The organism is Micromonospora sp. NPDC126480 (assembly GCF_040302465.1).
Lineage (GTDB): Bacteria > Actinomycetota > Actinomycetes > Mycobacteriales > Micromonosporaceae > Micromonospora.
The window spans coordinates 124,662-147,539 of sequence record NZ_JBEORU010000006.1; the positions used below are offsets into that span (position 1 = coordinate 124,662).

Consider the following 22,878-nt stretch of genomic DNA (forward strand, 5'->3'; position numbering starts at 1 on the left):
CCGGCGGCGCGCCGGGGTCCCGGCCGTGCCTCGGCGCGGGCCCGCCGATCTCCAGCCGGCGGCTCCCGGTGTTAACAGGGGGCCCTTCCTCTACCGGAGGCGTTAAAAAGGGGCCCTTCCTTTCACCCGGGCTGATGCTGCTCACAAATGGTGACGGTGGCGGCGGGGCGCAGCGGGCGTCGTGGCACGATTGCCGCGATGAGCACCGACACCACGGGCACCGCCGCCCGAGACGAGGACCCCCGCCCCGGCGGTCCGGCCGACTCGCCGTTCATCCGGGCGTGCCGGCGCGAACCCGGCGCGCACACCCCGGTCTGGTTCATGCGCCAGGCGGGCCGGTCGCTGCCGGAGTACCGCGAGATCCGGGCCAACGTGGCGATGCTGGAGTCCTGCCGCCGGCCCGACCTCGTCACCGAGATCACCCTGCAGCCGGTGCGCCGGCACGGGGTCGATGCGGCGATCCTGTTCAGCGACATCGTGGTGCCGGTCGCCGCCGCCGGGGTGGACCTGGACATCGTCCCCGGCACCGGTCCCGTGGTGGCCGAGCCGGTCACCTCCCGGGAGGACGTGGAGGGGATCCGCCCGATCAACCGCGACGACGTCTCCTACGTGGACGAGGCGGTCCGGATGCTCGTCAAGGAGCTGGGCGACACGCCGCTGATCGGCTTCGCCGGCGCCCCGTTCACCCTGGCCAGCTACCTGGTCGAGGGCGGCCCCTCGCGTACCCACGCGAAGACCAAGGCCCTCATGTACGGCGACCCGGACCTGTGGCACGCCCTGGCCGGGCGGCTCGCCGAGGTGACGCTGGCGTTCCTGCGGGTGCAGGTCGAGGCCGGTGTCTCCGCCGTGCAGCTCTTCGACTCCTGGGCCGGCGCGCTGTCGGAGGCCGACTACCGCCGCTTCGTGCTGCCGCACTCGCAGGCCGTTCTCGCCGGCCTCGCGGACGCCGGCGTGCCGCGCATCCACTTCGGCGTGGGCACCGGCGAACTGCTGGGCGCCATGGCCGAGGCCGGCGCCGACGTGGTCGGCGTCGACTGGCGTACGCCGCTGGACGAGGCGACCCGCCGCGTCGGCCCGGAACGGGCGGTGCAGGGCAACCTCGACCCGTGCGTGCTGCTCGCACCCTGGCCGGTGGTCGAGGCCGAGGTACGGCGGGTGCTGGAGCAGGGTCGTGCCGCCCCCGGGCACGTGTTCAACCTCGGCCACGGGGTGCTGCCGGAGACCGATCCCGACGTGCTGACCCGGGTGGTCGCCCTGGTCCACGAGCTGTCCGCCGGCCCGGCCGCCCGGAGCTGAGGGGCATGGCGGCGCCCTGGCGGGTCGCGGTGGTCGGCGGGGGCATCGCCGGCCTGGCCGCCGCCGTCCGGTTACGCGACCGCGCCCCCGCCGGCACCGAGATCACGGTGTACGAGCAGAGCGGCGCGCTCGGCGGCAAGCTGCGCACCGGCGAGCTGGCCGGCGGGGCGGTGGAGTTCGGCGCGGAGTCCTTCCTCATGCGCGACCCGGCGGGCGGGGAGTCCGCCGCGGTTGCCCTGGCCCGCCGGCTCGGGCTGGCCGACCGCATCGTCCACCCCACCGTCGGGCAGGCCGCGCTTGTCGTCGACGGCGGGCTGCGCCCGGTCCCGGGCGGCACGCTTGTCGGCGTACCCGGGGACCTGGCGAAGGTGACGACGGTCGCCCGGCCGGCCGCGGACGCCGACCGGGACGGCGGCTGCCCGCTCCTCGGCCCCGACGAGGACGTCACGGTCGGCGCGCTGGTCCGCGCCCGGCTCGGCGACGAGGTCGTCGACCGGCTGGTCGACCCGATGCTCGGCGGCGTGTACGCGGGCCGCGCCGACGACCTGTCCCTGGTGACCACGATGCCCGCCCTGGCCCGGGCCGCCCGGGCCGAGCACACGCTCGTCGGCGCGGTCCGCGCCGCGCAGGCCGTCGCCCCCCGGGCGCCCGGCGCGCCGGTCTTCGGCACCCTCGCCGGTGGTTTGAGCACCCTCGTCGATGCCGCCGCGGCAGCCAGCGGGGCGACGATCCGTCGCGACGCGGCGGTCCGCGAGCTGCGGTCGGTGGGCGCCGGCTGGCGGCTGACCGTCGGCCCGACCCGCGACGCGCGGCACGTCGACGTCGACGCCGTGGTGCTGGCCGTGCCGGCCCGCCCGGCGGCGCGGCTGCTCGACGACGTCGCGCCGGTGGCGGCGAAGGCGGTCGGCGGGCTGGACTACGCGAGCGTCGCGCTTGTCACCCTCGCGCTGCCGGAGCCGGCGCTGCCGCCGCTGTCCGGCTTCCTGGTGCCGGCCACCGAGGGGCTGTTCATCAAGGCGTCCACGTTCTTCACCACCAAGTGGGGACACCTGCGCCGCCCCGACGGGCTCGCCCTGGTCCGCGCCTCGATCGGCCGGTACGGGGACGAGGCCCAGCTCCAGCGCCCCGACGAGGACCTGGTCGCCGCCGTGCACCGGGACCTGTCGGCGGTGCTCGGCGCCCGGCTGCCCGCTCCGGTCGCCACGCATGTCCAGCGCTGGGGCGGGTCGCTGCCGCAGTACGCGCCGGGCCACCTCGACCGGGTGGCGTCGGCACGGGCGGCGCTGCGGGCGGAGCACCCGACCCTGGCGCTGGCCGGAGCCGGGTACGACGGCGTCGGCATCCCGGTCTGCGTCCGCTCCGGGGCGGCGGCGGCCGAGGAGATCATCACTGCACTGGGAGGTACCGGGAGATGACCGAGCAGACCAACGCGGCCCGGCTGAGGGAACTCAACGACACCATCCGGTACACGATGTGGTCGGTGTACCGGGTCAGCAGCGCCCTGCCGTCGCTGCGGGAGAACGTCACCGGCGAGGTCGAGGCGCTCTTCGAGGAGCTGGCCGGCAAGGACGTGACCATCCGGGGCACGTACGACGTCGCCGGCCTGCGCGCCGACGCCGACCTGATGATCTGGTGGCACTCGGCGTCCAGCGACGCGCTGCAGGACGCGTACCTGCGGTTCCGCCGTACCACCCTGGGCCGGGCGCTGACCCCGGTCTGGTCCCAGATGGCGCTGCACCGGCCGGCCGAGTTCAACAAGAGCCACATCCCGGCGTTCCTGGCCGGCGAGGAGGCCCGGGCGTACCTGTGCGTCTACCCGTTCGTCCGCTCCTACGAGTGGTACGTGCTGCCGGACGCGGAGCGGCGGGAGATGCTGGCCGAGCACGGGCGGATGGCGCGCGGCTACCCCGACGTGCGCGCCAACACGGTCGCGTCGTTCGCCCTCGGGGACTACGAGTGGATGCTCGCCTTCGAGGCCGACGAGCTGCACCGCATCGTCGACCTGATGCGCGACCTGCGCGCCTCCCGTGCCCGCCTGCACGTCCGGGAGGAGATCCCCTTCTACACCGGCCGCCGCCGCCCCATCGCCGACATCATCACCTGCCTCCCGTGAAAGGAAGGGCCCCTTATTAACGCCTCCGGTAGAGGAAGGGTCCCCTCTTAACACCGTCGGGAACGCGCCGGGCAGGATGCGGCGATGGGGACGCATCTGTTGCTCGACTTCTTCGGCACGATCGTCGAGTACTCGCCCAGCCGCACCGACCAGGGCTACCACGGCTCGTACGCCCTGCTGTGCGGCCGGGGCTGCCGGCTGACGTACCCGGAGTTCCTCGCCGCCTGGTCGGCGGTCGCCGCGGAGTTCGACCGGCGCAGCGACGTCGACGAACGGGAGTTCTCGATGACCGAGCTGGGTGCGGAGTTCCTGCGCCGGGCACTCGGCGGCACGCCGGACCCCGCCGACGTCGAGACCTTCGTGACGACGTACCTCGGGGAGTGGAGCAGCGGGATCCGCTACCTGGCCGGCATGCCGGACCTGCTGGCCGGTCTCGCCGCGGAGCACCGGCTGGCCGTCGTCACCAACACGCACCGGGCGGACCTGGTCCCCGGCCACCTCACCGCGATGGGCGTCGCCCACCACGTCGACGCCGTGATCACCTCGGTCGAGGTCGGCTGGCGCAAGCCGCATCCGGCGATCTACGCAGCCGCCCTGGACGCTCTCGGCGTACCGGCGTCCGGCGCGGTGTTCGTCGGCGACACGTACGTGGCGGACTACGCCGGGCCGGAGGCGGTGGGCATCCGCTCGTACCTGATCGACCCGGCGCGCCGGCATCCGGTGCCGGACGGACGGCGCCTGGATTCGCTGGCCGATCTTCCCGGCCTGCTCGGCGGCGGCTGAAGCGTTAAGAAGGGGCCCTTCTACAACGCCAGGCGTTAACAAGGGGCCCTTCCTTACACCGGGGCCGGCCGGGGCCGCGGCCCGGAGGGAGATGGGCGCGGCCCCGGCCGGGGATTCAGGCGGTGGTGCAGGCGAGGACGGGTGCCGAGCCGGGGCTGCCCGAGCCGATGAAGCCGAACGTCGTGCTTCCGCCGGCGGGGAGGCTGCCGTTGTAGTCGACGTTGCGGGCGACGACCGTGTTCCCGTTACGGGTGATTGTGGCGTTCCAGGCCTGCGTGACCTGCTGGCCGTTGGCGTAGGTCCAGGCCACGGACCAGCCCCGGGTCGGTGAGCCACCGGCGGTCACGGTCACGTCTACCTGGAAGCCCCCGGACCACGAGTTGGTCACCTTGTACGTGGCCGTGCAGGCACCGGCCGGTGGCGGCGTGACGGGCGGCGGCGTGGTCGGCGGGGCAGTGGTGGGCGGCGGAGTCGTCGGCGGCGGGGTGGTGGGCGGCGGGTTCGAGCTGCCGCCGAAGTCGACGTCGCTGCACAGGTAGTACGACTGGTCCGAATGGCTGGCCTGCCAAATGGTGTACACGATGTGCCGACCGGTCCGGCCCGGCGCGCTCGCCGGCACCTGGATCGACACGCCCTGCGACTCCGGCGTCCACTGGCTGGCCGGCGTGTTGCCGATCTGGCCGACCAGCTCCAGGTCGCCCCAGCGCAGCGGGCTGGACAGCGCGTTGAAGCCCTGCCTCGTCACGTACACCCGGATGTAGTCCGCGCCGTGGCTGGCCTGGTCCCACAGCCGGATCCGGAAGTTGCTGGAGATCGGCGAGGTCCGCCAGGCGCCGACCGCGTCGAGCGAGTCGTACCGGCCGTCACCGGTGTGCCCGGCGCTGCACAGCTGGCCGTCCGGGATGGCCGCCTGGTGGTTGCCCGCGACGCCCTCGCGGTACAGGCCGTTCCAGTTCCACATGGCGTTCGTGTCGTGCTGCCAGGCCTGCCAGCACATCGGGTCCTCGGTGGCCATGGCCGGGTTCTGGAAGTCGCCGCCCCAGCGCTGCCAGCAGCCGTAGTTGCGGGAGGCCGGGTCGACCACGGAGCCGTGCGCCGAGACGGGGTTGGCGAGTGCGGTGGTCAGCACGAGGGTGGCGGCCGCCGCGACGGCGAGCAGCCACCGGATGCGGGGCGATCGAAATGATTTCGACAGAGAGGACATGGGGCCCCCGGGGGGAGTGGTCGGATCAGCGACTACGCCCGGATCGCTCGGGAGTTGCCCCTCCCGGCGTCACCCACGCGGTGGCTCCGCCCGCAGGCTCCCATATCCATCGGATTACGTCAATGCATTCCGTCGCATGGGGGTGTGCGGGATGCCGTCCTCGACGTACTCCGGCCCGCTGACCGCGAACCCGTGCCGGACGTAGAACTCCACCAGGTGCGACTGCGCCTCCAGCACGCACGGGCGCTCGCCGATCTCGGCCAGGGCCGCCGCCATCAGCCGGCCCGCGTACCCGTCGCCGCGTGCCTCCTTCGCCACCACGACCCGGCCGATCCGTGCGGCGCCGTCCGGATCGGCCAGGATCCGCAGGTACGCCAGCGGCATCCCGTCGCGCTCCAGCCACAGGTGCCGGGTGTCCGGCTCGACGTCGCGTCCGTCGAGTTCCGGGTACGGGCACGCCTGCTCCACCACGAACACGTCGACCCGCAGCTTGAGCAGGTCGTGGAAGGTGCGGGCGGACAGGTCGGCGAAGGCGGCGGTCCGGAGTTCGGCGGTGTCGGGTGGCACCCCGCGATGGTAGGCGGTGCCGCATCGCCGGCCGCACGCGCCGGCGCGGGTCAGGCTGCGTCGACCGGTTCGGCCGGTGCCGGGACCGGACGGTCGGCGGCGCGTCGGCGGCGTACCACCGTGACTCCGGCGGCCATGACGAGCAGCGCGCCGGCCACGGCCGCGACCGACCACGGGCCCAGGCCGTCCACCCAACCGCTGAGCGCTGACTGTGCCCGGCCGGCCGCGTCGATCACCGGGTCCCCGGCGTCGCCGCCGGCGAACAGCCGGATCTCGTACCAGCCGTACCAGGCCACGTAGCCGCCGGTCAGCATTAGCAGCAGGCCGGCGACACGGCCGAGCAGCGGCGCGGCCCGCCGGGTGCGGCGGACCAGGGACTCCCGGGCCAGTGCGACCGCGAGCGCGGCGGCACCGACCATCAGTCCCATCCCGATCGCGTACGCCACGAAGAGGCCGGCCCCCGCGAGCGGGCTGCCGGCCCGGAACCCGGCGACCACCACCGCCAGGAACGGCCCGATGGTGCAGCCGAGTGAGGCGATCGCGTACGCCGCGCCGAACAGGACCATCGAGAAGAAGTTGCGCCGGACCTCGGGGCCACTGGCCATCCGGGGCGCGAGCGCCGGCAGCGCGCGCCCGGCGAGCAGCCAGCCGCCCGCGGCGACCAGGGCGAGCCCGATCGCCACCGACACCCACGGCAGGCGGCTCGCGAGGGCGTCGGCGGCGGGGCCGGCGAGCAGCCCGAACGCCCCGAACACCGCGACGAAGCCGACCGTCATCGCGGCGGTCAGGGCCAGCGCCCGGCCCACCGGCGCGAGCGGTCCGCGCGCGTCCGCCGGGCCGTCGCCGAGGACCAGCATCGACAGGTACGCGGGCAGCAGGGCGAAGCCGCAGGGGTTCACGGCGGCGAGCAGGCCGGCGCCGAGCGCGAGACCGTAGGGAGCGTCGACCATCAGGTCAGCTCGGCGACGCGGCGGCGCAGGTCGGCCTGCGACAGCGGTCCGGTGTGCACGACCTTCCCGGTGGAGTCCAGCAGCACGTACTGCTCCTGGCTGGTGACGCCGAACCGTCGCCACACCGCGCCGTCGTCGTCGGCGAGGTGTGGGAAGCCCTCGACACCGGTGTCCCGGGCGAACCGGCGCATCGCCTCGTCGCCGCTGCCGAGGCCGGCCACCCCGACCAGGTTGACCCGGTTGGCGTTGTCCCGCTGGACGGCGGCGACCGAGTCGGCGACGCCCCGGCACCGGGTGCACCAGGCGGCCCAGAACCACAGCACGGCGGGCTTGCCGGCGAGACTCGCGCCGGTGAACGAGCCGCCGTCGATGGTGCGGGCGGTGAACTCCAGGGTCTCCGGCACGGCGGCCGGAGCGCTGCCGGCCGGTGCCGACGCGGGTGGTGTGCTGGCGGCACCGCCTGATGTGCTGCCACCCGGCGTGGTGCTACCGGGTGCCGCGGCGGGTGGCTCGTCGCCGGAGCCGGTGCAGGCGGACAGTGCCAGGGCGGCGGCCAGGGCGACCGCGACGGACCGGGTGGTGGGCATGTCGGGATGCTAGCCGGGTATCGGGCCCGACCACCCTTACCGATCGCTTACCGCATCCCGGCGGCGCCGGTGCGTGCCCGGGTCAGGACGGGCGGGCGCCGACGGCGTCGCGGATCTGGGCGCCCCGGTCGCCCTCCTCGGCGCGGGCGCAGTGGGCGCAGCAGAAGAAGCGGCCCGAGACCTCGACCCCGTGGCCGATGATCTTGATTTGGCAGTGCTCGCAGATCGGGGCCATCTTGTGGACGGCGCACTCGAAGCAGTCGAAGGTGTGCACGTCGCCGCTGACCGTACGCACTTCGAACGACATCCAGTAGTCGTTACCGCAGACCTCGCAGGCCGCCATGACAAACCCCCCGATACGTGGACATGTAACGCCAGCGTCGAACACCGGACACGGATCGGCAACCGGAACCGGCGAACCTGGTCCGGTTCCACGGCGAGTCGTGCCCGGCGTGTCGGCCGTTGGTACCGGTGAAAGGCCTCGCCGCCGTGCCCCTGGAGGAGAGACGTGATCAAGCGCAACAGGCTCTTCGGCAACCAGACCCGGGTCACCTTCTGCCTGCCCCGGGACACCCCACCCGGGACGGTCAGCGTGGTGGGCTGCTTCAACGGCTGGGAGCCGGGTCGGCACGAGCTGGTCGCGCGGCGGGACGGCACCCGGACGATCACCGTCCGGCTGGGGCCGGGCGAGTACCGCTTCCGGTACCTGGCGACGGGCGGCGTGTGGCTGGACGACGAGTCGGCCGACCGGATCGACGAGCACGGGAGTCTGTTGCTGCTGTGAAACACCGGGTTTTATCGATCGGTGTCTTTACTGTTAACAAGGTTTAAATTACCTTGGTGGCACCTCAGCAGCTTCGTTCGCGAAGGAGATGCCGCCATGCGTCGAAGAATCACCCTCCCGCTGATCGCGGCGGGCGCCGTCGTGTCCTCGCTGGCCGTGGCCGCACCGGCCCAGGCCCACGGGTACGTCTCCGGCCCGCCCAGCCGGCAGGCGCTCTGCGCGCAGAACCGGGTACCGGACTGCGGCCAGATCAAGTGGGAGCCGCAGAGTGTCGAGGGCCCCAAGGGCCTGCGCAGCTGCCACGCCGGGATCGCCCACTTCGCCGTCCTCAACGACGACAGCCGGGGATGGCCGGCCACCAGCGTGGGCAGCACCGTCACGTTCACCTGGACCAACACCGCCCGGCACGCCACCAGTAACTGGGAGTACTTCATCGGCAACAGCCGGGTGGCCGTGTTCAGCGGCGGCGGTCAGCAGCCGCCCGCGACCGTGTCCCACACGGTCAACCTGGGTGGCTACTCCGGTCGGCAGAAGGTCCTCGCGGTGTGGAACATCGCCGACACCGCCAACGCCTTCTACTCCTGCGTCGACCTTCAGATCGGGGGCGGGGGCGGCCCCACGCCGACCACGCCGCCGCCGACCAGCCCGAGCCCGACGCCCACCGCGGCGCCGACCACACCACCACCCGCGCCGGGTGGCACGTGGACGGCCGGTCGTAGCTACCAGGTCGGCGACCAGGTGACCTACGGCGGTGCGACGTACCGGTGCCGCCAGGCGCACACCGCGCTCGCCGGTTGGGAACCGCCGTACACACCGGCGCTGTGGACCCAGGTCTGACCGACCCGGGTGCGGCCCGTACCCAGAGCGTGCCGCACCCGCCGACCAGACCCGGCGCCCGCGTGCCCCGGCTCGCCTGCGCCCTGCTGGCCGCGCTGTCGCTGGCCGGCGGCTGCACCGGCGGCGGCCCGGAGGCCGGCGCGTCGCCGCCCGGGCCTGCGGTTTCCGCGTCCGCCGGACTGCTCGGTGTCGACGCGCCCTTCCTCACCGCGATGGTCGCGCACACCGAGCGGACGCTGGAGATCGTCGAACTGGTCGAGGGCCGGGTGACCGACCCCGAGCTCCGCACGCTCCTCGCCGCGGTCGAGGCGACCGAGGCCGACGAGCTGCGGACGATGCGTACCTGGCTGCGGGACGCCGGCCGGCCCACCGCCGGCGGCGGGCACGACCACGCCGGGCACGCCGACACCGACGACCTGGCCCGCCTGCGCGACGCGGCTCCGGCCGACGTCGACCGGGTCCTCCGGGCGGTGCTGGCCGATCATCAGCGCGCGGCGGCGGACCTCGCCCGGGCGCACCTGTCGGTGGGTGGCAGCGCGCCCGTGCGGGAACTCGCGGACCGCGTCGCCCGGTCCCGGACCGCGCAGTTGGAGCTGCTGGCGGGCTGAGCGCTCACGCCTCGCGCGGCTCCAGCCGGATGGAGACCGAGTTGACGCAGTGCCGGGTGTCCTTCGGGGTGAACCCCTCGCCGTGGAAGACGTGGCCCAGGTGACTGTCGCAGCGGGCGCAGCGGATCTCCGTGCGGACCATGCCCAGGCTTCGGTCCTCGATCTCCTTGACCCGGCCGGGGATGGCGTCGTCGAAGCTCGGCCAGCCGCAGTTCGAGTCGAACTTCGTGTCGCTGGAGAACAGCTCCAGCCCACAGGCGCGGCAGTGGTAGACACCCGGCGTCTTCGTGTTCACGTACTCGCCGGTCCACGGCGCTTCGGTGCCGTGCTCCCGCAGCACCCGGAACTCCTCCGGGCTGAGCCGGACCCGCCACTCGTCCTCGGTGCGCGGCAGTTCGCTGTCGTCGAGACTCACCCGCCAACGGTACGCCGGATGTCGGGGCCATCGCATATGGTCGCGAAATGGGTGGCACGAAGGCCGCGGCCGAGGAGATCGAGGTCGCCGGGCACCGAGTCCGGCTGAGCAGTCCCGACCGGGTGATCTTCCCGCAGCGCGGGTTCAACAAGGCCGACGTCTTCCACTACTACGTGGCCGTCGGCGACGGCATCATGCGGGCGCTGGGCGATCGGCCGACCACGCTGCAACGCTTCCCCGAGGGCATCGAGGGGGAGATGTTCTTCCAGAAGCGGGTGCCCGCGCGGGGCGTCCCGCCGTGGGTGCGGACCGCCGAGATCAGCTTCCCCAGCGGCCGGAAGGCGGCGGAGCTCTGCCCAGCCGACCTGGCCCACGTGGCCTGGGCGGCGCAGATGGGCACTGTGGTGTTCCACCCCTGGCCGGTCCGTGCAGCTGACCCGGACCGGCCGGACGAGCTACGCGTCGACCTCGACCCGCAGCCCGGCACCGACTTCGCCGACGCCGCCACCGCCGCCGCCGAGCTGCGCGGGATCCTCGACGAGTTGGGCGTCCCCGGCTGGCCGAAGACGTCCGGCGGCCGGGGCGTGCACGTCTACCTGCGCATCCAGCCGCGCTGGACGTTCGTCGAGGTGCGCCGGGCGACCATCGCGCTGGCCCGGGAGCTGGAGCGGCGCCGGCCGGAGCTGGTCACCACCGCGTGGTGGAAGGAGGAGCGGGGCACCCGGGTCTTCGTCGACTACAACCAGATGGCCCGGGACCGGACGATCGCCTGCGCGTACTCGTTGCGGGCCAACGCCCGGGCCACCGTCTCCACCCCGCTGACCTGGGACGAGCTGCCCGACGTCGACCCGGACGACTTCGACCTGCGCAGCGTCCCCGCCCGGCTGGCCGAGCGCGGGGATCCGCACTCCGGCATCGACGAGTCCGCGTGGGACATCACGCCGCTGCTGGAGTGGGCCGAGCGGGACGCCGCCAACGGCCAGGGCGACATGCCGTACCCGCCGGACCACCCGAAGATGCCCGGCGAGCCGAAGCGGGTGCAGCCCTCCAAGGACCGGGACCGCCCCCGCTGACGCCGGCGTGGCGGGGGTCCTCGGTGGCGTGCGCGAGCCGCCGAACGTATGTCGCCCACGAGCGATATTCCTGAGAGTCATAATCATGCCTGTCAGGCATACCGAAAGCTGGCGTCCTGGCCCGCGCCGACCCGCACACCGGCCGAGGCGGGCAATGGAGCCGCCGCTACCGACGGGCGACGGCCTCAGAGGCTGAGTTTCATGCCCTCGTGGCTGGCGACGAATCCGAGGCCGAGATAGAAGCGGTGCGCGTCGTGGCGGGACTTGTCGGTGGTGAGCTGCACCAGGCCACAGCCGCGCTGGCGGGCCTGGTCGATGGCCCAGGTCATCATCTGCCGGCCGAGGCCGCGTCCGCGCTGGTCGGAGCGGACCCGGACCGCCTCGATCAGCTGCCGCTCGGCGCCGTGCCGGCCGAGCCCCGGAATGTAGGTGAGCTGCATGCAGCCCAGCACCGCGCCGTCGGCCTCAGCGACGACGAGGTGGTTGCGCGGGTCGTCGGTGATGTCCGCAAACGCCTTCTCGTACCGGGCGTCGACCTCACCGACGTCGCGGGTACGCCCCAGCACGTCGTCGGCGAGCAGGTCCAGCACGGCGGGCAGATCGGCCCGGACCGCTTCGCGGAAGATCACGTCGCTCATTCCGCGAGAATCGCACAGCGGCGCGAACCGATGCGGCAACGGGTGCCATCGGCCGGAGAGCAACGACCATGATCAGGAGGAGCGGACCTTCATTGAGCCGCTTTCATCGTGACGGTGCAGGTCACGGCAGGTAGGACCCTGGCGCGCCAGCGCCACGGCGCCCGCCGCGTCGACTGCGAAATCGCTGTCCGGTTGTCGGAGCACACTGGTAGAAAGCCGGAGTGCAGAAGATTTTGACGTTCTCTGATCATCTGCGGCTCATTGACGAACGGTCGACCGCCTTCCGCGCTGCGGTCGCCGCAGCGCCCAGTCTCGACGTGCCGGTTCTGACAAGCGATCCGCATGCCTCTCCCGGGCGGACGCTGTTCGAGCTCGTGCAACACGTGGGTTTGGCCCGCCGCAAATCAGCCGCCGTCGTCGCCGCAGGGCCTGCAGACGCGCCCCCGGAAAAGTCGGCTTGGGACGACGGCATGGGTGCGCCTCGGGAACGCGAGGCACTGCTGGCCTGGTGGACCGAGTCCATCGAGCAACTGACGAGCACGCTGCGCGAGGCCGGCCCGGACAGTGGTTGTTGGACGTGGTGGGACGACTCGCCGTCACCACAAACCTCCGGCGCCTGGGCGCGACGCCAGGTCCCCGAGATCGCGGTGTACACGTACGACGCCCAGCTCACCGTGGGTGCCCCGCAGCCGCTACCAGACGAGGTCGCCCTCGACGGTTTCGACGACTGCCAGTTCACCCTCTGCGCAACGACGGTCGCCTGGCCACACCAGCCCGCCGTCGTCGATTACCACGCCACCGAGGGCCGCTCCTGGCGCCTCCGGCTGTCGGACGACGGGGCACGGGTCACCCGCCTTGGCGAGTCCGCTGCCGGCGAGGCCCCGGACACGGCCGACGCCTCTGCGCAGGGCACGGCCAGTGACCTCGTCCTGATGTTCTACGGCCGCATACCGCTGGATTCCCTGAAGCTCGAAGGCGACTGTCGCATCTTCGATCAGCTCATCGCCTGGGACCCGTCCCTGTAACAACGATCCCATTTATCCTGCGTAGGCCGGTTCTCGACGTGGTGCGGGACGAGGACGGCCTGCACGATCGCGGTCGCGCGGCGGGGACAGCACCGCAGCTTGGTCAGGAGTCTCCAGGTCTTGAGCGTGGCGATGCCGCGCTCGCCGCGGACGCGGACACGGGCATGTGTGCGGTTGACGGCCTTCTCATTCTGCCGATAACTAGAGTTTCAATCTGCCGGGAACATGGCCTTCGTTCTGCCGACGGCTGAGCCGCAGGTCTCCGTCTAGCGGGCCGGGCAGAGCTTCCCCTCGGACGGCAGCCTCAGGTCGATCAGGTACGCGTCCACCGCGTTGGTGATGCACGGGGTCTGCGGATACGCCGTGTGCCCCTCGCCGTCCCAGGTCAGCACCCGGCCCACACCCAGCATCCGGGCCAGCGCCGGGGTCTGTTCGTACGGCGTCGCCGGGTCGCCGGTGGTGCCGACCACCAGGATCGGCGGCGCGCCGTCGGCCCGCCCGGTCGGGTACGGGTCCCGCCCGCCCGGCCACTCGGCGCAGGCGAGCATGCCGACCGCGAGCGCCGGCCCGAACAGCGGGTACTTCGACCGCCACTGCGACTGGAGCTGCCGGATCTGCTCCCGGCTCGGCTTCTCCTCCTCGTCGGCGCAGTTCACCGCGAGGTTGGCGTCGAACAGGTTGGAGTAGGTGCCGTCGGGCTCGCGGCCGGCGTACGCGTCGGCGAGGCGGAACACCTCGCTCGGGTCGCCGCCCTCCAGATCCTCGATCGCGCGGGCCAGTTCCTGCCAGGCCGACTCGGTGTAGAGCGAGGAGACCACCGCGTAGAAGATCCAGCCCGCGGTGGCCTGCCGGCCGCCGTCGCCCCGGACGGGGGAGACCCGCGCCTTGTCGAGGGCGGACGTGACGGCCGCGCGGGCGTCCGGCCCGATCGGGCAGCGGCCGGCGTTGGCGGCGCACCAGCGGGAGAAGTTGTCGAAGGCGCGCTCGAAGCCCTTGGCCTGGCTCTCCGAGCTGGCGACCAGACCCAGCCGCGGGTCGACCGCTCCGTCGAGCACCAGCGCCCGCACCTGCTGCGGATAGAGCTGGGCGTACGTGGCGCCGAGCAGGGTGCCGTAGGAGTAGCCGAGGTAGGTCAGCTTGTCGTCGCCGACCGCGGTCCGGATCGCGTCCATGTCGCGGGCCGCCTGCTCGGTGCCGTACAGCGGGAGCTGGTCGCCGTACCGGTCACCGCAACCCCGCCCGATCTTCCGGTTCAGGTCGACGAAACCGTCGAACGACTGCTGGCTCTCGGGGTCGGGGTCGTAGCCGAAGCTCGCGTCGAGGTCGTCGTCGGAGATGCACTCGACGGGGCTGGAGCGGGCGACGCCGCGCGGGTCGAAGCCGACGATGTCGAAGCGGTCGGTCACCGCGGCGGGCAGGCCGCCCAGCGCCGCCCCGAAGGACAGGTAGACGGCGGTGTCCACGCCGGAGCCGCCGGGACCGCCGGGATTGATGACGAGCGAGCCGATCCGGTCGCGCTGTTTCGTGGAGCGGGCCCGCAGCAGCGCGATCTCGAACGTCTCCCCGGCGCCCGGGCCGGAGGTGGCGCCGGTGCCGCCGCCCCAGTTGCGGGGCACCTCGATCCGGGTGCATTCGTACCGCATGTTCGGTGCGGCGCGCCCGACCAGCTCCTCGGCGACCTCCGGACAGGCGCGCCAGGTCGGCGCCGCGCCGGGCGCCGCCGCCTCGCCGACGGCGTCGGTGCGGGGCGCGAACGCCGGCAGCGTGCAACCGGCGACCAGCAGCGTGACGGTCACCAGGGACGCCAGGGCGAAGCGGCGGGCGGGTGCGGGAACCACGAGGCGGGCCTTTCGTGATCGGGCGGCCGGCTACGCCGGCCCGGACGCGGGGCCGACGCTCGCCGGGTCGCCCCGCAGCACCTGGTCCACGTCGAAGCGGACCGGGCGGTCGAGCTGGTCGTAGCGGCAGGAGCGGGGATCCCGGTCCGGCCGCCACCGGACGAAGCGGGCGGTGTGGCGGAACCGGTCGCCCTCCATGGCGTCGTAGCCCACCTCGACGACCAGATCGGGGCGCAACGGCTCCCACTCCAGGTTCTTCGTGCCGGTCCACCGGCTGACCCCGCCCGGGATACGCTGGCCGCGCTCGTGGTCGCCGTGGACCCACGGGTGGTCGGCGCCGGTGTCCCGGTACGGCTCGAGCTCGTCGAGCAGCTCCTTGCGGCGCGCCATCGTGAACGACGCGCTGACCCCCACGTGGTGCAGCACGCCCGCGTCGTCGTAGAGGCCCAACAGGAGCGACCCGACCACCGGCCCGGACTTGTGCCAGCGGAAGCCCGCCACCACGACGTCGGCCGTCCGGGCGTGCTTGACCTTGAACATGAGCCGCTTGCCCGGCTCGTACGGCAGGTCGGCCGGCTTGGCGATCAGCCCGTCCAGCCCGGCGCCCTCGAACAGGTCGAACCAGCGGTGCGCGGTGGCCGGGTCGGTGGTGATCTGGGTGACGTGCACCGGCGGCCGGACGCCGGCCAGCGCCGCCTCTAGCCGGGCCCGCCGGGCCGGGTAGGGCTGGTCGAGGAACGTCTCGTCGTCGAGGGCGAGCAGGTCGAACGCCACGAAGTCGGCGGGGGTGGTCTCGGCCAGCAGCTTCACCCGGGACGCGGCCGGGTGGATGCGCTGGGCCAGCAGCTCGAAGTCGAGCCGGGGCTGCCCACCCGGACCGTCCCGCCGGATCACGATCAGCTCGCCGTCGACCGCGCAGCGCTCCGGGAGCTGCCGGCGGGCCTGCTCGACCACCTCGGGGAAGTAGCGCGTCATCATCTTGCCGCCCCGGCTGGCCAGCTCGACCTCGTCGCCGTCGCGGAACACGATGCACCGGAAGCCGTCCCACTTCGGCTCATACGTCATCCCGTCGGCGGTGGGGACCCGCGGGACGCTCTTGGCGAGCATCGGCTCGACCGGTGGGGTGATCGGCAGCTTCACGGCGACCAGTCAACCAGACGGCACCGACAGCCGTGAGGAGGATCACCGCCGATGGGTGCGTGGCCTGTCCCGGGCCGTCCCGCATCGCCGTCGCCGGGCGAATCGCATACCTGCAGGTCAGAGTTACTTTCGCCGGGTGCCGGACTTGGTCTGCGGGTGCTGCGGTAGATGGCGGGTGAGCGTCGAGCTGATCCGGGGCCGCTACCGCTACCGGCTGGTGCACCGCTACCCGGAGCGGTTCGGCGGCGGCAAGAACGTGCTCGGTGAGGTCGGCTCGGTCGAGGAGCTGGCCGAGCTGCTGCGCCGACGTACCCCGGTCGACCTGGCCGACCTCCGCGAAGCCGCCTGACGCGAGGCCGCCTGGTCAGCAGCGGGACGGGGTGCACTTCTCCAGCAGGGCCAGCCGCACCCCGTTCGGGTCCCGGTCGTGCCCCACCAGCCGGTAGCCGTGCCGCTCGTAGAGCCGCAGGTTCGTATCGCTGTCCGCGCCGGTGAACAGGGCGAAGCGGCCCACCCGGGCGCCGGCCACCGCCTCGACGGCCCGCAGCAGGCGCCCGCCGATGCCCCGGCCCTGCTGGTCCGGGGCGACCGACAGCCGGCCGACGTGAGCGGTGGCGCCCTCGACGCGGACCCGGACGGACCCGACGAGGCGGCTGCCCAGTCGCGCGGTGAGCACGGTCTGCGGCCCGGCCAGCGCCGCGCGCACCTCGTCCAGGGTCTCGGTGAGCGGCGGCAGGAACGGGTCGCCGTACCGCTGGGCCTCGGTCAGGTACGCGGCGCGCTGCACGGTCAGGATCTCGCCGGCGTCGGCGGGGGTCGCCGGGGCGATCAGCGGGGGTGCGGTCACGGCCCCAGCCAACCACAGCCGGTCGGCCACTCGGTGTCCCGCGTACCCCCGGTGACGGTGCCGTGGCAGGCTGGACCCGTGGCCGGGCTGACCTACGCCGAGGTGGGTGCGACCCGTGCCGGTGCGCTGCCGGTCGGTTACCACCACCTGCGGCACCGGGTCCGTCTCCCGGCGGGCTGCTTCACCGACGCCGCCGAGGCCGTCCTGACCTGGCGCCTGCACCGCGCGGCCGGGGTGCGGATGCGCACCGACGCGCCGCGTGCCGTGCCGGGTGTGGTCGTGACCCCCGGTCTCGGGGTCGGCCCGGTCCGGCTGTGGGCGCCCTGCGTGGTGGTCTGGGTCGAGGACGGCCCGGACCGGGCCGGTTTCGGGTACGGGACGCTGCCGGGTCATCCGGCCCGCGGCGAGGAGGCGTTCCTGGTCCACCGGGACGACGCCGGCCGGGTGTGGTTCGAGGTGGTCGCGTTCAGCGTCGCCGACCGCTTGTCGATGCGCCTCGCCGGCCCGCTCGGGCGGCGGGCGCAGCACGCGTACGCCTGGTGGCTCGGGCGGACGCTGCGCCGCCTCTGCGTCCGCTGACGGGACGCGGGCCGGCGTTACCCCGTCGGGCCGGACCGGCGGTGCGGGTGCGGGTGCGGCGGCTAGTAGCGCGCGAAGGAGCGGATCGGCGCCCGGGGACCGAACTTGGGGGCCTGGACGCCGCCGGCCTCCAGCAGGACACAGACCCGGCCGCGGTGACCCCGGAACGGTTCCAGCAGGGCCAGCATCCGGGCGTCGTCGGCGCGCGCCTCGCCGGCGAGGGCCCAGGCCACCGTGTTCGGCACGTGGTAGTCGCCCACGCTCACCGCGTCCGGGTCGCCGTAGGCGACGCGGACCACCTCGGCGGCGGTCCACGGGCCGATCCCCGTGATGGCGGTGAGCCGCCGGGTCGCCTCCGCCGAGTCGGCGCAGCGTTCCAGCCGGTCGGCCGCCGCGGCGGCGCGGCGCAGCGTGTCGGCGCGGCGTTGCTCGACGCCGAAGGGATGGAAGACCCAGTACGGGGTGTCGGCCACCGCCGCCGGCTCCGGTGGCAGCAGCAGCGGCTGCAGCGGGCCCGGTGCCGCCGCCCGGAAGTGGCGGACCGTGGCCGCGTACGCCCGGTAGGCCTCCTTGCCGGTGACCTTCTGTTCGAGGATCGCCCGCAGCAGCCGGGGGAAGACCTGTCCGGTGGCGGGCATCCGGAGCCCTCGGTGCCGGGCGGCCAGGTCGGCCACCACCGGGTGCGTGGCGGCGAGCTCGGCGAAGCCGGTCAGGTCGTCCCGGAGGCCGGCGATCGCGTCGGCGCGCTCCACCACCCAGTCGGCGCCGGGGCCGTACCCCTCGGCGAGCAGTTCACCGGCGCCGGGCCGCAACGCGAGGGTGGCCGGGCCGGCCGGCGTGCGGGTGGCCCACCAGAAGGTCCCGGCGGCGAGCCGGGCGCAGGGGTCGTACGGGCTGAAGGTGAGCGACCGGACCGACGCGGCCAACCGGTACTCGACCGGCGGGCGCAGCGTGCGGCGGGCGGAGGGTTCGGTGCCGGTCACCCGGACATGCTGCCACGAACTGCGACGGACGACACCGCCGGCCGTGGAGCCGACGGTGCCGTCCTGCCCGGGCGGACCGGCCGGAGACCGGCCGTGGGTGCGGGTTGGGGGGACCACGGTGGGCCGCCCCGCCGGGGGCGACCCACCGCCCGAGTCCGCGCCGGGGGTCGGTGGAACGCCGAAGCGCGGCGCCGGCCCGGGGGGCGGGCCGGCGCCGCGGCCGGACGACGGGCGTTGCCGGTACGCCGGCCGTCCGGGTCCTGGCGGCGGTGGCCGGCCGGCCCTCCCTTCCTCCGACCGGCCACCGGGTCAGTACGAGTAGTCCGACCCCTCGGACTCCTCGGCGTCCGACGGCGGGGCGACCGGCTTCGGCGTCCCGGTCGGCAGGCAGGTCAGGTTCTTCTTGCCGTTCGGGGCGACCACGAACCAGGTGCCGCCGACGCCCTGGCCCTTCCACTGGCCGGCCTTCTTGTCGCCGATGTAGCGGTACAGCGGCCAGCCGTCCAGGGTGATCTGCCGGGTCCCGTCCTGCCGGGTGATGGTGCCGACCAGGTCGTCGGTGACGCCCTTGAGCTGCGGGTCGCCGTCGGTGAGCGCGGGCGGCCAGACCTCGGCGCACTTGTCGACGCAGTTCGACGCGGCCGGGTCGTTGGTGTCCTTGTCGAAGCGGTACAGGATGAACCCGTCCTGGTCGGTGACCACACTGCCCATCCGCGCCACCTTCTTGGCGACCAGCAGGTCGGTGAGCTCCACGTTCGCGGGCGGCTGCGGGGCGGCGACGTCGTCCGCCGGCGCTTCGGGGGTCGCCGACGCCTCGGGCTCGGCGGTGACGCTGGGCTCGGCCGCGGCGACGGCGACCGGCTCGGCGGCGCTGGAGTTCGCCCCGTCGTAGCCGGCGGGAGCGCAGGCAGTAAGTGCCATCATCGCGCCCGCGACGACGGCGATCCGCTTCATCTGTGCCACGTGCCCTCCTCATTCTTTGCAGTTCGCCGGGTAATACGACCGATCCGCTGTCAAGGTTGAATGTGGAACAGTGGCCAATTTCACTGGGTAGGTGTTGAACCGATCCGGCCCGTGCTGCGTGTGCGGACGCAAGGGGCAGATTTGTAAACGGAAAGCGTGATCGGCGCCGGCCAATACGGCCGGCGCCGATCCGGTTTCGCTCGGTCCGCCTACTTCATCGGGATCGTGACCAGGGGACTCGCCACACCGTTCACGTCCACCGACTGCACCTGGAAGTGCTTGATCTCATCCGTCGGAGTCGCCGTGGCGGCGGAGAGCGTCAACAGGGTCGCGTTCGTGTTCGTGCCGTACCCACCACCGGGCACCGACCAGGTGGAGATCACCTCGCTGGTGTTGTTCTTCCGGACCACGACCAGGCGGCAGGTGCGCGGCCCGGGCAGCTTGCCGATGACGAAACTGACCTTGGTGCCGAACTCCTTCGAGGCGACGTAGAAGTTCGCCTGGACGCCGGTGGAGGGGTCCACCCTGTTGAACGGCTCGCCCTCCGGGGCCTCCTCGCCGCCGATCGGGAAACTGTTGGGATCGCCGCTGCGGGTGACGACCGGGCCGGTCGGCGCCGTCGTCGGCGCGGCCCCGATCTCCGGTGCGCTGTCCTCGACGATGCTCGCGAAACCGATGCCGGTCAGACCGCCGAAGACCACCACGGCGGCAGCCGCCGCGAGCACCTGCCGGAACCGTGCCTTCCGGCGGTGCGTCCGGACCGCGACCAGGGTCCGGTCCAGCAACGCCGGATCCGTCTGGGTCTGCTCCAGCGCGGTCATCGTCTCGCCGTCGATGCCGGACAGCAGCCCGACCACCGGCACCATCGTCTCCAGCTCGGCCGCGCAGGCCCAGCAGGTGGCGAGGTGCTCCTCGAACCGCTCGGTGTCGTGCTGGTCCAGTACGCCGAGTGCGTACGCGGCGACGTCCATGTGATCCGCCCGGCTCATTCTGTCACCCCCCTTTCCTGCAGAGCCGTGCGCAGCGCGCGCAGCGCGTAGTAGACCCGTGACTTCGCCGTGCCGAGCGGAAGGCCCAGCTCCTCGGCGGCCTCCGGCACCGTGCGGCCCCGGAAGTACGTCGCGACCAGGATCTCCCGGTGCGACTGGCTCAGCGTACGCAGCGCGTCCGCCACCGTCATCGTCCGTAACACCCGGTCGGTGCTGTCCGCTTCGGCGAACGCGGTCAGATCCCGGTCGTACGTCTCGGCCGGCCGGGCCTCCGCACTGCGGTGCTCATCGATCGCGATGCGCCGCGCGACGGTCACCAGCCAGGGCCGCAGCGACCCCTGACCCTGCGCGCCGAGCCGGTGCGCGTTGCGCCACGCCCGCAGCAACGTCTCCTGGACGATGTCCTCCGCCCGCTGCCGGTCGCCACCGGTCAGGCGCATGACGAAGGCCAGCAGCGGGCCGGCGTGTTCGGCGTACAGCAGGCGGACCAGGCGATCTGAGTGACTGGCCTCGGCGGACGGCGCCTGGTGGCGTCCGGGGGCGGGTCGGGGTGACACCGGCCCATTCTGGCGAGGGACCTGTCGCGAGTCGACCCCGCGCGCAGACGCGCTCGGCCGGGACTGGGAACGCGCGGACATCCAGTCCGTACGCACCCCGCCACCGTGCCAGCCGGCCGCCACCGCATGCATGCAGAACCTCCGGGAGATGCCCTGGCCGTCCCCCCACGGGCTGGCCGCCCGGTGGTACGCACGCGCGGTCCCGGCGGATCAACGGCCGACCGAAAAAATTCCCGGCGGCGGTGGTGTGGAGTCGGTGGCATCGGCGTCGCGGACGACCGGGACGCCGCCGGTGAAGCGGTCCAGATCCTCGCCGGACAGCACCCGGCCGGGGAACCAGTCCCCGGCCGCCCGGCGGGTCAGCTGCGGCAGCGGCGGGTCGGTGCGGCCGGCCAGCAGCACCAGGTTGCCGTACCGGCGGCCCCGCAGCACGGCCGCGTCGCCCACCAGCGCGACCCGGGGCAGTACCGACCGTACCGTGGCGACCTGCCGCCGGGCGTGCCGCAACGGCGGGCCGTCGGCGACGTTGACCAGGTACCAGCCGGCCGGCCGCAGGACCCGGGCCACCTCGGCGACGTACTCGGCCGACGTCAGGTGGGCCGGCGTGCGGGCGCCGGCGAACACGTCGGCGACCACCACGTCGAAGCTGGCGTCGCGGGCGTCGGTGAGAACCGCCCGGGCGTCGGCGACCCGGACCCGCAGCCGGTGGTCGGGCGGCCACGGCAGCTCGCGACGCACCAGGTCGACAAGCGTGCCGTCCACCTCGCACACCCGCTGGGTCGAACCGGGCCGGGTGGCGGCCACGTACCGGGGCAGGGTCAGCGCGCCGCCGCCGAGGTGCAGCACCCGTAACGGGGCGCCGGCCGGGGCGAGCAGGTCGATCGCGGCGGCGAGCCGCCGCACGTACTCGAACTCCAGGTGGGTGGGGTCGGTGAGGTCGACGTGCGACTGCGGCGCGCCGTCGAGCAGCAGCGTCCAGGAGCCCGCCCGGTCCGGGTCGGGAACCAGCTCGGCCACCCCGGTGTCCACCTGCGCGACGATCCGGTCGGTGGCCCGCTTCCGGCCCATCAGACCGGACCGCCGCCCGGGGGCGGCGCGACCGGTGCGGGCGGGGTGGCCGGTGCGGGCGGGGCCGCCGGCGTGGCGGCGTGCGCCGCGGCGGTCAGCGCCCGGTGCAGCAGCCGCGAGTCGCCGAGCAGCCGGCGCAACTGCTTCTCCAGCCCGGCGATCGGCACCAGGTTCTGCGGAGCGCGCGGGTCCTTGTACGGCGTGGACGCGAAGCGGGGCAGGGTCACCAGCGACCGGTCGGCCAACTCGACCGCCTCCGCGACGTCCAGGTCGGCGGAGCACTCCACCCGGACGATGCCCGCCCAGGGCGCGCCCCGCGCCACCGGCAACCGCAGATACCACGACCAGCCGCCCCAGGCGGTGCCCAGCCGGAACACCGGCGACCGCTCGCCGGGGGCGAGCCCGGTGACCACGGCCGTCAGCCGGGCGTCCAGATACTGGCTGTGCTGCGTCTTCACGTAGCCGAGGGTGCGCGGCAGCTGCCGCCGGTTACGCAACGGCCCGTCCACCACCAGCAGGTCCCGGTCGGTGCGGGCGGCACCGGAGACGGCCACCTCCAGCGCGGTCAGCGGGCCCTGGACGGCGGCGGGCAGCTTCGCCAGCTCCCCGCTGCCACTCACCCGGTGCACCGGGTAGTGGACGCTGCCGGCGCGCACGTCCGCCGCCGACGGGCTGGCGGTGAACAGGCCCCGCCCCACCCGCGCGCCGACCAACTGCGCCGCGCCGCGTTCCAGATCGCAGCGGACCACGCCGGCCGCGTACGAGGCGGCCAGGCCCGGGTACGACCCGCCGTCCTCCTCGACCGTCCACAGGCTGGCGTCGATGCGGCGGACCCCGTCGACGAGCAGCACCACGTCCGGCGCGCCGACGCCGGCTCGCGGCCCGATCGCCCGCCAGTCGACCGCCGGCAGCTCGTGGTCGGCCTCGACCTGGGCGCTGCTGGGCGCGGCTGGACCGCCGCCGGAGGCCTCGAACGACGCCCCGTACGCCGGGTCCCACGCGTCGACGAAGAACCGGCTCACGGGCGACGCCCC

General features: G+C 73.6%; 27 protein-coding genes and 1 pseudogene. 11 read left to right on the plus strand and 17 right to left on the minus strand.

Annotated elements, in window-relative coordinates; all coding sequences use genetic code 11:
- Positions 1-198 precede the first annotated feature (198 nt).
- The 4 genes from hemE to ABTW87_RS08030 all read left to right on the plus strand — a co-directional run bounded on the left by hemE (position 199) and on the right by ABTW87_RS08030 (position 4,192).
- Positions 199-1,296 (plus strand): uroporphyrinogen decarboxylase, encoded by a 1,098-nt coding sequence (hemE, locus tag ABTW87_RS08015; RefSeq protein WP_350649651.1) that lies wholly within the window; start codon positions 199-201, stop codon positions 1,294-1,296.
- Positions 1,297-1,301: 5 nt separating this feature from the next.
- A complete protein-coding gene (gene hemG / locus ABTW87_RS08020) occupies positions 1,302-2,711 on the plus strand; it encodes a protoporphyrinogen oxidase (protein WP_350649652.1) in 1,410 nt (469 codons plus the stop codon).
- Positions 2,708-3,409, plus strand: a complete 702-nt coding sequence (gene hemQ / locus ABTW87_RS08025; protein ID WP_350649654.1) for a hydrogen peroxide-dependent heme synthase — start codon at positions 2,708-2,710, stop codon at positions 3,407-3,409. The genes hemG and hemQ overlap by 4 nt, the downstream gene beginning before the upstream one ends.
- A gap of 84 nt (positions 3,410-3,493) precedes the next feature.
- Positions 3,494-4,192, plus strand: a complete 699-nt coding sequence (locus ABTW87_RS08030; protein ID WP_350649656.1) for an HAD family hydrolase — start codon at positions 3,494-3,496, stop codon at positions 4,190-4,192.
- Between the two features lie 115 nt (positions 4,193-4,307).
- Here the strand turns inward: ABTW87_RS08030 and ABTW87_RS08035 are convergent, their stop codons facing one another.
- The 5 genes from ABTW87_RS08035 to ABTW87_RS08055 all read right to left on the minus strand — a co-directional run bounded on the left by ABTW87_RS08035 (position 4,308) and on the right by ABTW87_RS08055 (position 7,843).
- Entirely contained in the window at positions 4,308-5,387 is a 1,080-nt protein-coding gene (locus ABTW87_RS08035; RefSeq protein WP_502891549.1) for a lytic polysaccharide monooxygenase auxiliary activity family 9 protein, read from the minus strand.
- 123 nt (positions 5,388-5,510) lie between these two features.
- Positions 5,511-5,963, minus strand: coding sequence for a GNAT family N-acetyltransferase (locus tag ABTW87_RS08040; protein WP_350649660.1), 453 nt, complete (start codon positions 5,961-5,963; stop codon positions 5,511-5,513).
- A 50-nt stretch (positions 5,964-6,013) separates the two neighbouring features.
- The gene (locus ABTW87_RS08045) at positions 6,014-6,913 is read right to left on the minus strand and encodes a cytochrome c biogenesis CcdA family protein (protein WP_350649661.1); all 900 of its coding nucleotides are present in this window, start codon (positions 6,911-6,913) and stop codon (positions 6,014-6,016) included.
- Positions 6,913-7,500 (minus strand): redoxin domain-containing protein, encoded by a 588-nt coding sequence (locus tag ABTW87_RS08050; RefSeq protein ID WP_350649663.1) that lies wholly within the window; start codon positions 7,498-7,500, stop codon positions 6,913-6,915. The genes ABTW87_RS08045 and ABTW87_RS08050 overlap by 1 nt, the downstream gene beginning before the upstream one ends.
- Before the next feature lie 82 nt (positions 7,501-7,582).
- Positions 7,583-7,843 (minus strand): metallothionein, encoded by a 261-nt coding sequence (locus ABTW87_RS08055; protein ID WP_350649664.1) that lies wholly within the window; start codon positions 7,841-7,843, stop codon positions 7,583-7,585.
- Positions 7,844-8,008: 165 nt separating this feature from the next.
- Here ABTW87_RS08055 and ABTW87_RS08060 point away from each other — a divergent pair, with 165 nt between their 5' ends.
- The 3 genes from ABTW87_RS08060 (at position 8,009) to ABTW87_RS08070 (ending at position 9,729) form a co-directional block, all read left to right on the plus strand.
- Positions 8,009-8,284, plus strand: coding sequence for an isoamylase early set domain-containing protein (locus tag ABTW87_RS08060; RefSeq protein WP_350649665.1), 276 nt, complete (start codon positions 8,009-8,011; stop codon positions 8,282-8,284).
- 96 nt (positions 8,285-8,380) lie between these two features.
- Positions 8,381-9,121, plus strand: a complete 741-nt coding sequence (locus ABTW87_RS08065; RefSeq protein WP_350649666.1) for a lytic polysaccharide monooxygenase — start codon at positions 8,381-8,383, stop codon at positions 9,119-9,121.
- Positions 9,106-9,729 carry a DUF305 domain-containing protein gene (locus ABTW87_RS08070; protein WP_350649667.1) on the plus strand — a complete coding sequence of 208 codons (624 nt, stop codon included), beginning with the start codon at positions 9,106-9,108 and terminating at the stop codon, positions 9,727-9,729. The genes ABTW87_RS08065 and ABTW87_RS08070 overlap by 16 nt, the downstream gene beginning before the upstream one ends.
- 4 nt (positions 9,730-9,733) lie before the next feature.
- Here ABTW87_RS08070 and msrB read toward each other — a convergent pair whose 3' ends face one another.
- Positions 9,734-10,144, minus strand: coding sequence for a peptide-methionine (R)-S-oxide reductase MsrB (gene msrB, locus ABTW87_RS08075; RefSeq protein WP_350649669.1), 411 nt, complete (start codon positions 10,142-10,144; stop codon positions 9,734-9,736).
- A 47-nt stretch (positions 10,145-10,191) separates the two neighbouring features.
- On the opposite strand from msrB, the gene ligD reads away from it, so the two are divergent.
- Positions 10,192-11,217, plus strand: a complete 1,026-nt coding sequence (gene ligD, locus ABTW87_RS08080; RefSeq protein WP_350649670.1) for a non-homologous end-joining DNA ligase — start codon at positions 10,192-10,194, stop codon at positions 11,215-11,217.
- A 185-nt stretch (positions 11,218-11,402) separates the two neighbouring features.
- Here the strand turns inward: ligD and ABTW87_RS08085 are convergent, their stop codons facing one another.
- Positions 11,403-11,855, minus strand: a complete 453-nt coding sequence (locus tag ABTW87_RS08085) for a GNAT family N-acetyltransferase (protein ID WP_350649672.1) — start codon at positions 11,853-11,855, stop codon at positions 11,403-11,405.
- A 221-nt stretch (positions 11,856-12,076) separates the two neighbouring features.
- On the opposite strand from ABTW87_RS08085, the gene ABTW87_RS08090 reads away from it, so the two are divergent.
- Positions 12,077-12,880: a maleylpyruvate isomerase N-terminal domain-containing protein gene (locus ABTW87_RS08090; protein WP_350649673.1), complete on the plus strand. Its 804-nt coding sequence runs from the start codon at positions 12,077-12,079 to the stop codon at positions 12,878-12,880.
- On the opposite strand, the pseudogene ABTW87_RS08095 reads toward ABTW87_RS08090, so the two are convergent.
- From ABTW87_RS08095 to ABTW87_RS08105, 3 genes and pseudogenes are all read right to left on the minus strand, one after another.
- Positions 12,850-13,074, minus strand: a pseudogene (locus ABTW87_RS08095) (hypothetical protein); the annotation flags it as partial. The gene ABTW87_RS08090 and the pseudogene ABTW87_RS08095 overlap by 31 nt on opposite strands.
- A gap of 72 nt (positions 13,075-13,146) precedes the next feature.
- The gene (locus ABTW87_RS08100) at positions 13,147-14,718 is read right to left on the minus strand and encodes an alpha/beta hydrolase (protein ID WP_350649675.1); all 1,572 of its coding nucleotides are present in this window, start codon (positions 14,716-14,718) and stop codon (positions 13,147-13,149) included.
- A gap of 30 nt (positions 14,719-14,748) precedes the next feature.
- Complete coding sequence (locus tag ABTW87_RS08105; RefSeq protein ID WP_350649677.1) at positions 14,749-15,858, minus strand: ATP-dependent DNA ligase; 1,110 nt, start codon at positions 15,856-15,858, stop codon at positions 14,749-14,751.
- Between the two features lie 136 nt (positions 15,859-15,994).
- On the opposite strand from ABTW87_RS08105, the gene ABTW87_RS08110 reads away from it, so the two are divergent.
- Positions 15,995-16,207: a hypothetical protein gene (locus ABTW87_RS08110; RefSeq protein WP_350649679.1), complete on the plus strand. Its 213-nt coding sequence runs from the start codon at positions 15,995-15,997 to the stop codon at positions 16,205-16,207.
- 15 nt (positions 16,208-16,222) lie between these two features.
- On the opposite strand, the gene ABTW87_RS08115 is transcribed toward ABTW87_RS08110, so the two are convergent.
- The gene (locus tag ABTW87_RS08115; RefSeq protein ID WP_350649681.1) at positions 16,223-16,705 is read right to left on the minus strand and encodes a GNAT family N-acetyltransferase; all 483 of its coding nucleotides are present in this window, start codon (positions 16,703-16,705) and stop codon (positions 16,223-16,225) included.
- A gap of 78 nt (positions 16,706-16,783) precedes the next feature.
- On the opposite strand from ABTW87_RS08115, the gene ABTW87_RS08120 reads away from it, so the two are divergent.
- A complete protein-coding gene (locus tag ABTW87_RS08120; protein ID WP_350649683.1) occupies positions 16,784-17,284 on the plus strand; it encodes a DUF1990 domain-containing protein in 501 nt (166 codons plus the stop codon).
- A gap of 62 nt (positions 17,285-17,346) precedes the next feature.
- Here ABTW87_RS08120 and ABTW87_RS08125 read toward each other — a convergent pair whose 3' ends face one another.
- The 6 genes from ABTW87_RS08125 to ABTW87_RS08150 all read right to left on the minus strand — a co-directional run bounded on the left by ABTW87_RS08125 (position 17,347) and on the right by ABTW87_RS08150 (position 22,866).
- Complete coding sequence (locus ABTW87_RS08125) at positions 17,347-18,267, minus strand: DNA-3-methyladenine glycosylase family protein (protein ID WP_350649685.1); 921 nt, start codon at positions 18,265-18,267, stop codon at positions 17,347-17,349.
- Positions 18,268-18,576: 309 nt separating this feature from the next.
- Positions 18,577-19,230, minus strand: a complete 654-nt coding sequence (locus tag ABTW87_RS08130) for a COG4315 family predicted lipoprotein (protein WP_350649686.1) — start codon at positions 19,228-19,230, stop codon at positions 18,577-18,579.
- Between the two features lie 209 nt (positions 19,231-19,439).
- Positions 19,440-20,219: an anti-sigma factor family protein gene (locus ABTW87_RS08135; RefSeq protein ID WP_350649688.1), complete on the minus strand. Its 780-nt coding sequence runs from the start codon at positions 20,217-20,219 to the stop codon at positions 19,440-19,442.
- On the minus strand, positions 20,216-20,908 hold the full coding sequence (locus tag ABTW87_RS08140; RefSeq protein WP_350649690.1) for a sigma-70 family RNA polymerase sigma factor: 693 nt from the start codon (positions 20,906-20,908) through the stop codon (positions 20,216-20,218). Before ABTW87_RS08140 ends, ABTW87_RS08135 begins: the two co-directional genes overlap by 4 nt.
- 78 nt (positions 20,909-20,986) lie before the next feature.
- A complete protein-coding gene (locus ABTW87_RS08145) occupies positions 20,987-21,844 on the minus strand; it encodes a spermidine synthase (protein WP_350649692.1) in 858 nt (285 codons plus the stop codon).
- Entirely contained in the window at positions 21,844-22,866 is a 1,023-nt protein-coding gene (locus tag ABTW87_RS08150; RefSeq protein WP_350649694.1) for a hypothetical protein, read from the minus strand. The genes ABTW87_RS08145 and ABTW87_RS08150 overlap by 1 nt, the downstream gene beginning before the upstream one ends.
- Between the last annotated feature and the right edge of the window lie 12 nt (positions 22,867-22,878).

What these genes read in the sequence shown, in the direction of transcription:
- hemE (WP_350649651.1), top strand. Translation starts at nt 199, where the DNA reads ATGAGCACCGACACCACGGGCACCGCCGCCCGAGACGAGGACCCCCGC.
- hemG (WP_350649652.1), top strand. Translation starts at nt 1,302, where the DNA reads ATGGCGGCGCCCTGGCGGGTCGCGGTGGTCGGCGGGGGCATCGCCGGC.
- hemQ (WP_350649654.1), top strand. Translation starts at nt 2,708, where the DNA reads ATGACCGAGCAGACCAACGCGGCCCGGCTGAGGGAACTCAACGACACC.
- ABTW87_RS08030 (WP_350649656.1), top strand. Translation starts at nt 3,494, where the DNA reads ATGGGGACGCATCTGTTGCTCGACTTCTTCGGCACGATCGTCGAGTAC.
- ABTW87_RS08045 (WP_350649661.1), bottom strand. Translation starts at nt 6,913, where the DNA reads ATGGTCGACGCTCCCTACGGTCTCGCGCTCGGCGCCGGCCTGCTCGCC.
- ABTW87_RS08050 (WP_350649663.1), bottom strand. Translation starts at nt 7,500, where the DNA reads ATGCCCACCACCCGGTCCGTCGCGGTCGCCCTGGCCGCCGCCCTGGCA.
- ABTW87_RS08055 (WP_350649664.1), bottom strand. Translation starts at nt 7,843, where the DNA reads ATGGCGGCCTGCGAGGTCTGCGGTAACGACTACTGGATGTCGTTCGAA.
- ABTW87_RS08065 (WP_350649666.1), top strand. Translation starts at nt 8,381, where the DNA reads ATGCGTCGAAGAATCACCCTCCCGCTGATCGCGGCGGGCGCCGTCGTG.
- ligD (WP_350649670.1), top strand. Translation starts at nt 10,192, where the DNA reads ATGGGTGGCACGAAGGCCGCGGCCGAGGAGATCGAGGTCGCCGGGCAC.
- ABTW87_RS08085 (WP_350649672.1), bottom strand. Translation starts at nt 11,855, where the DNA reads ATGAGCGACGTGATCTTCCGCGAAGCGGTCCGGGCCGATCTGCCCGCC.
- ABTW87_RS08135 (WP_350649688.1), bottom strand. Translation starts at nt 20,219, where the DNA reads ATGAGCCGGGCGGATCACATGGACGTCGCCGCGTACGCACTCGGCGTA.
- ABTW87_RS08140 (WP_350649690.1), bottom strand. Translation starts at nt 20,908, where the DNA reads ATGCATGCGGTGGCGGCCGGCTGGCACGGTGGCGGGGTGCGTACGGAC.
- ABTW87_RS08145 (WP_350649692.1), bottom strand. Translation starts at nt 21,844, where the DNA reads ATGGGCCGGAAGCGGGCCACCGACCGGATCGTCGCGCAGGTGGACACC.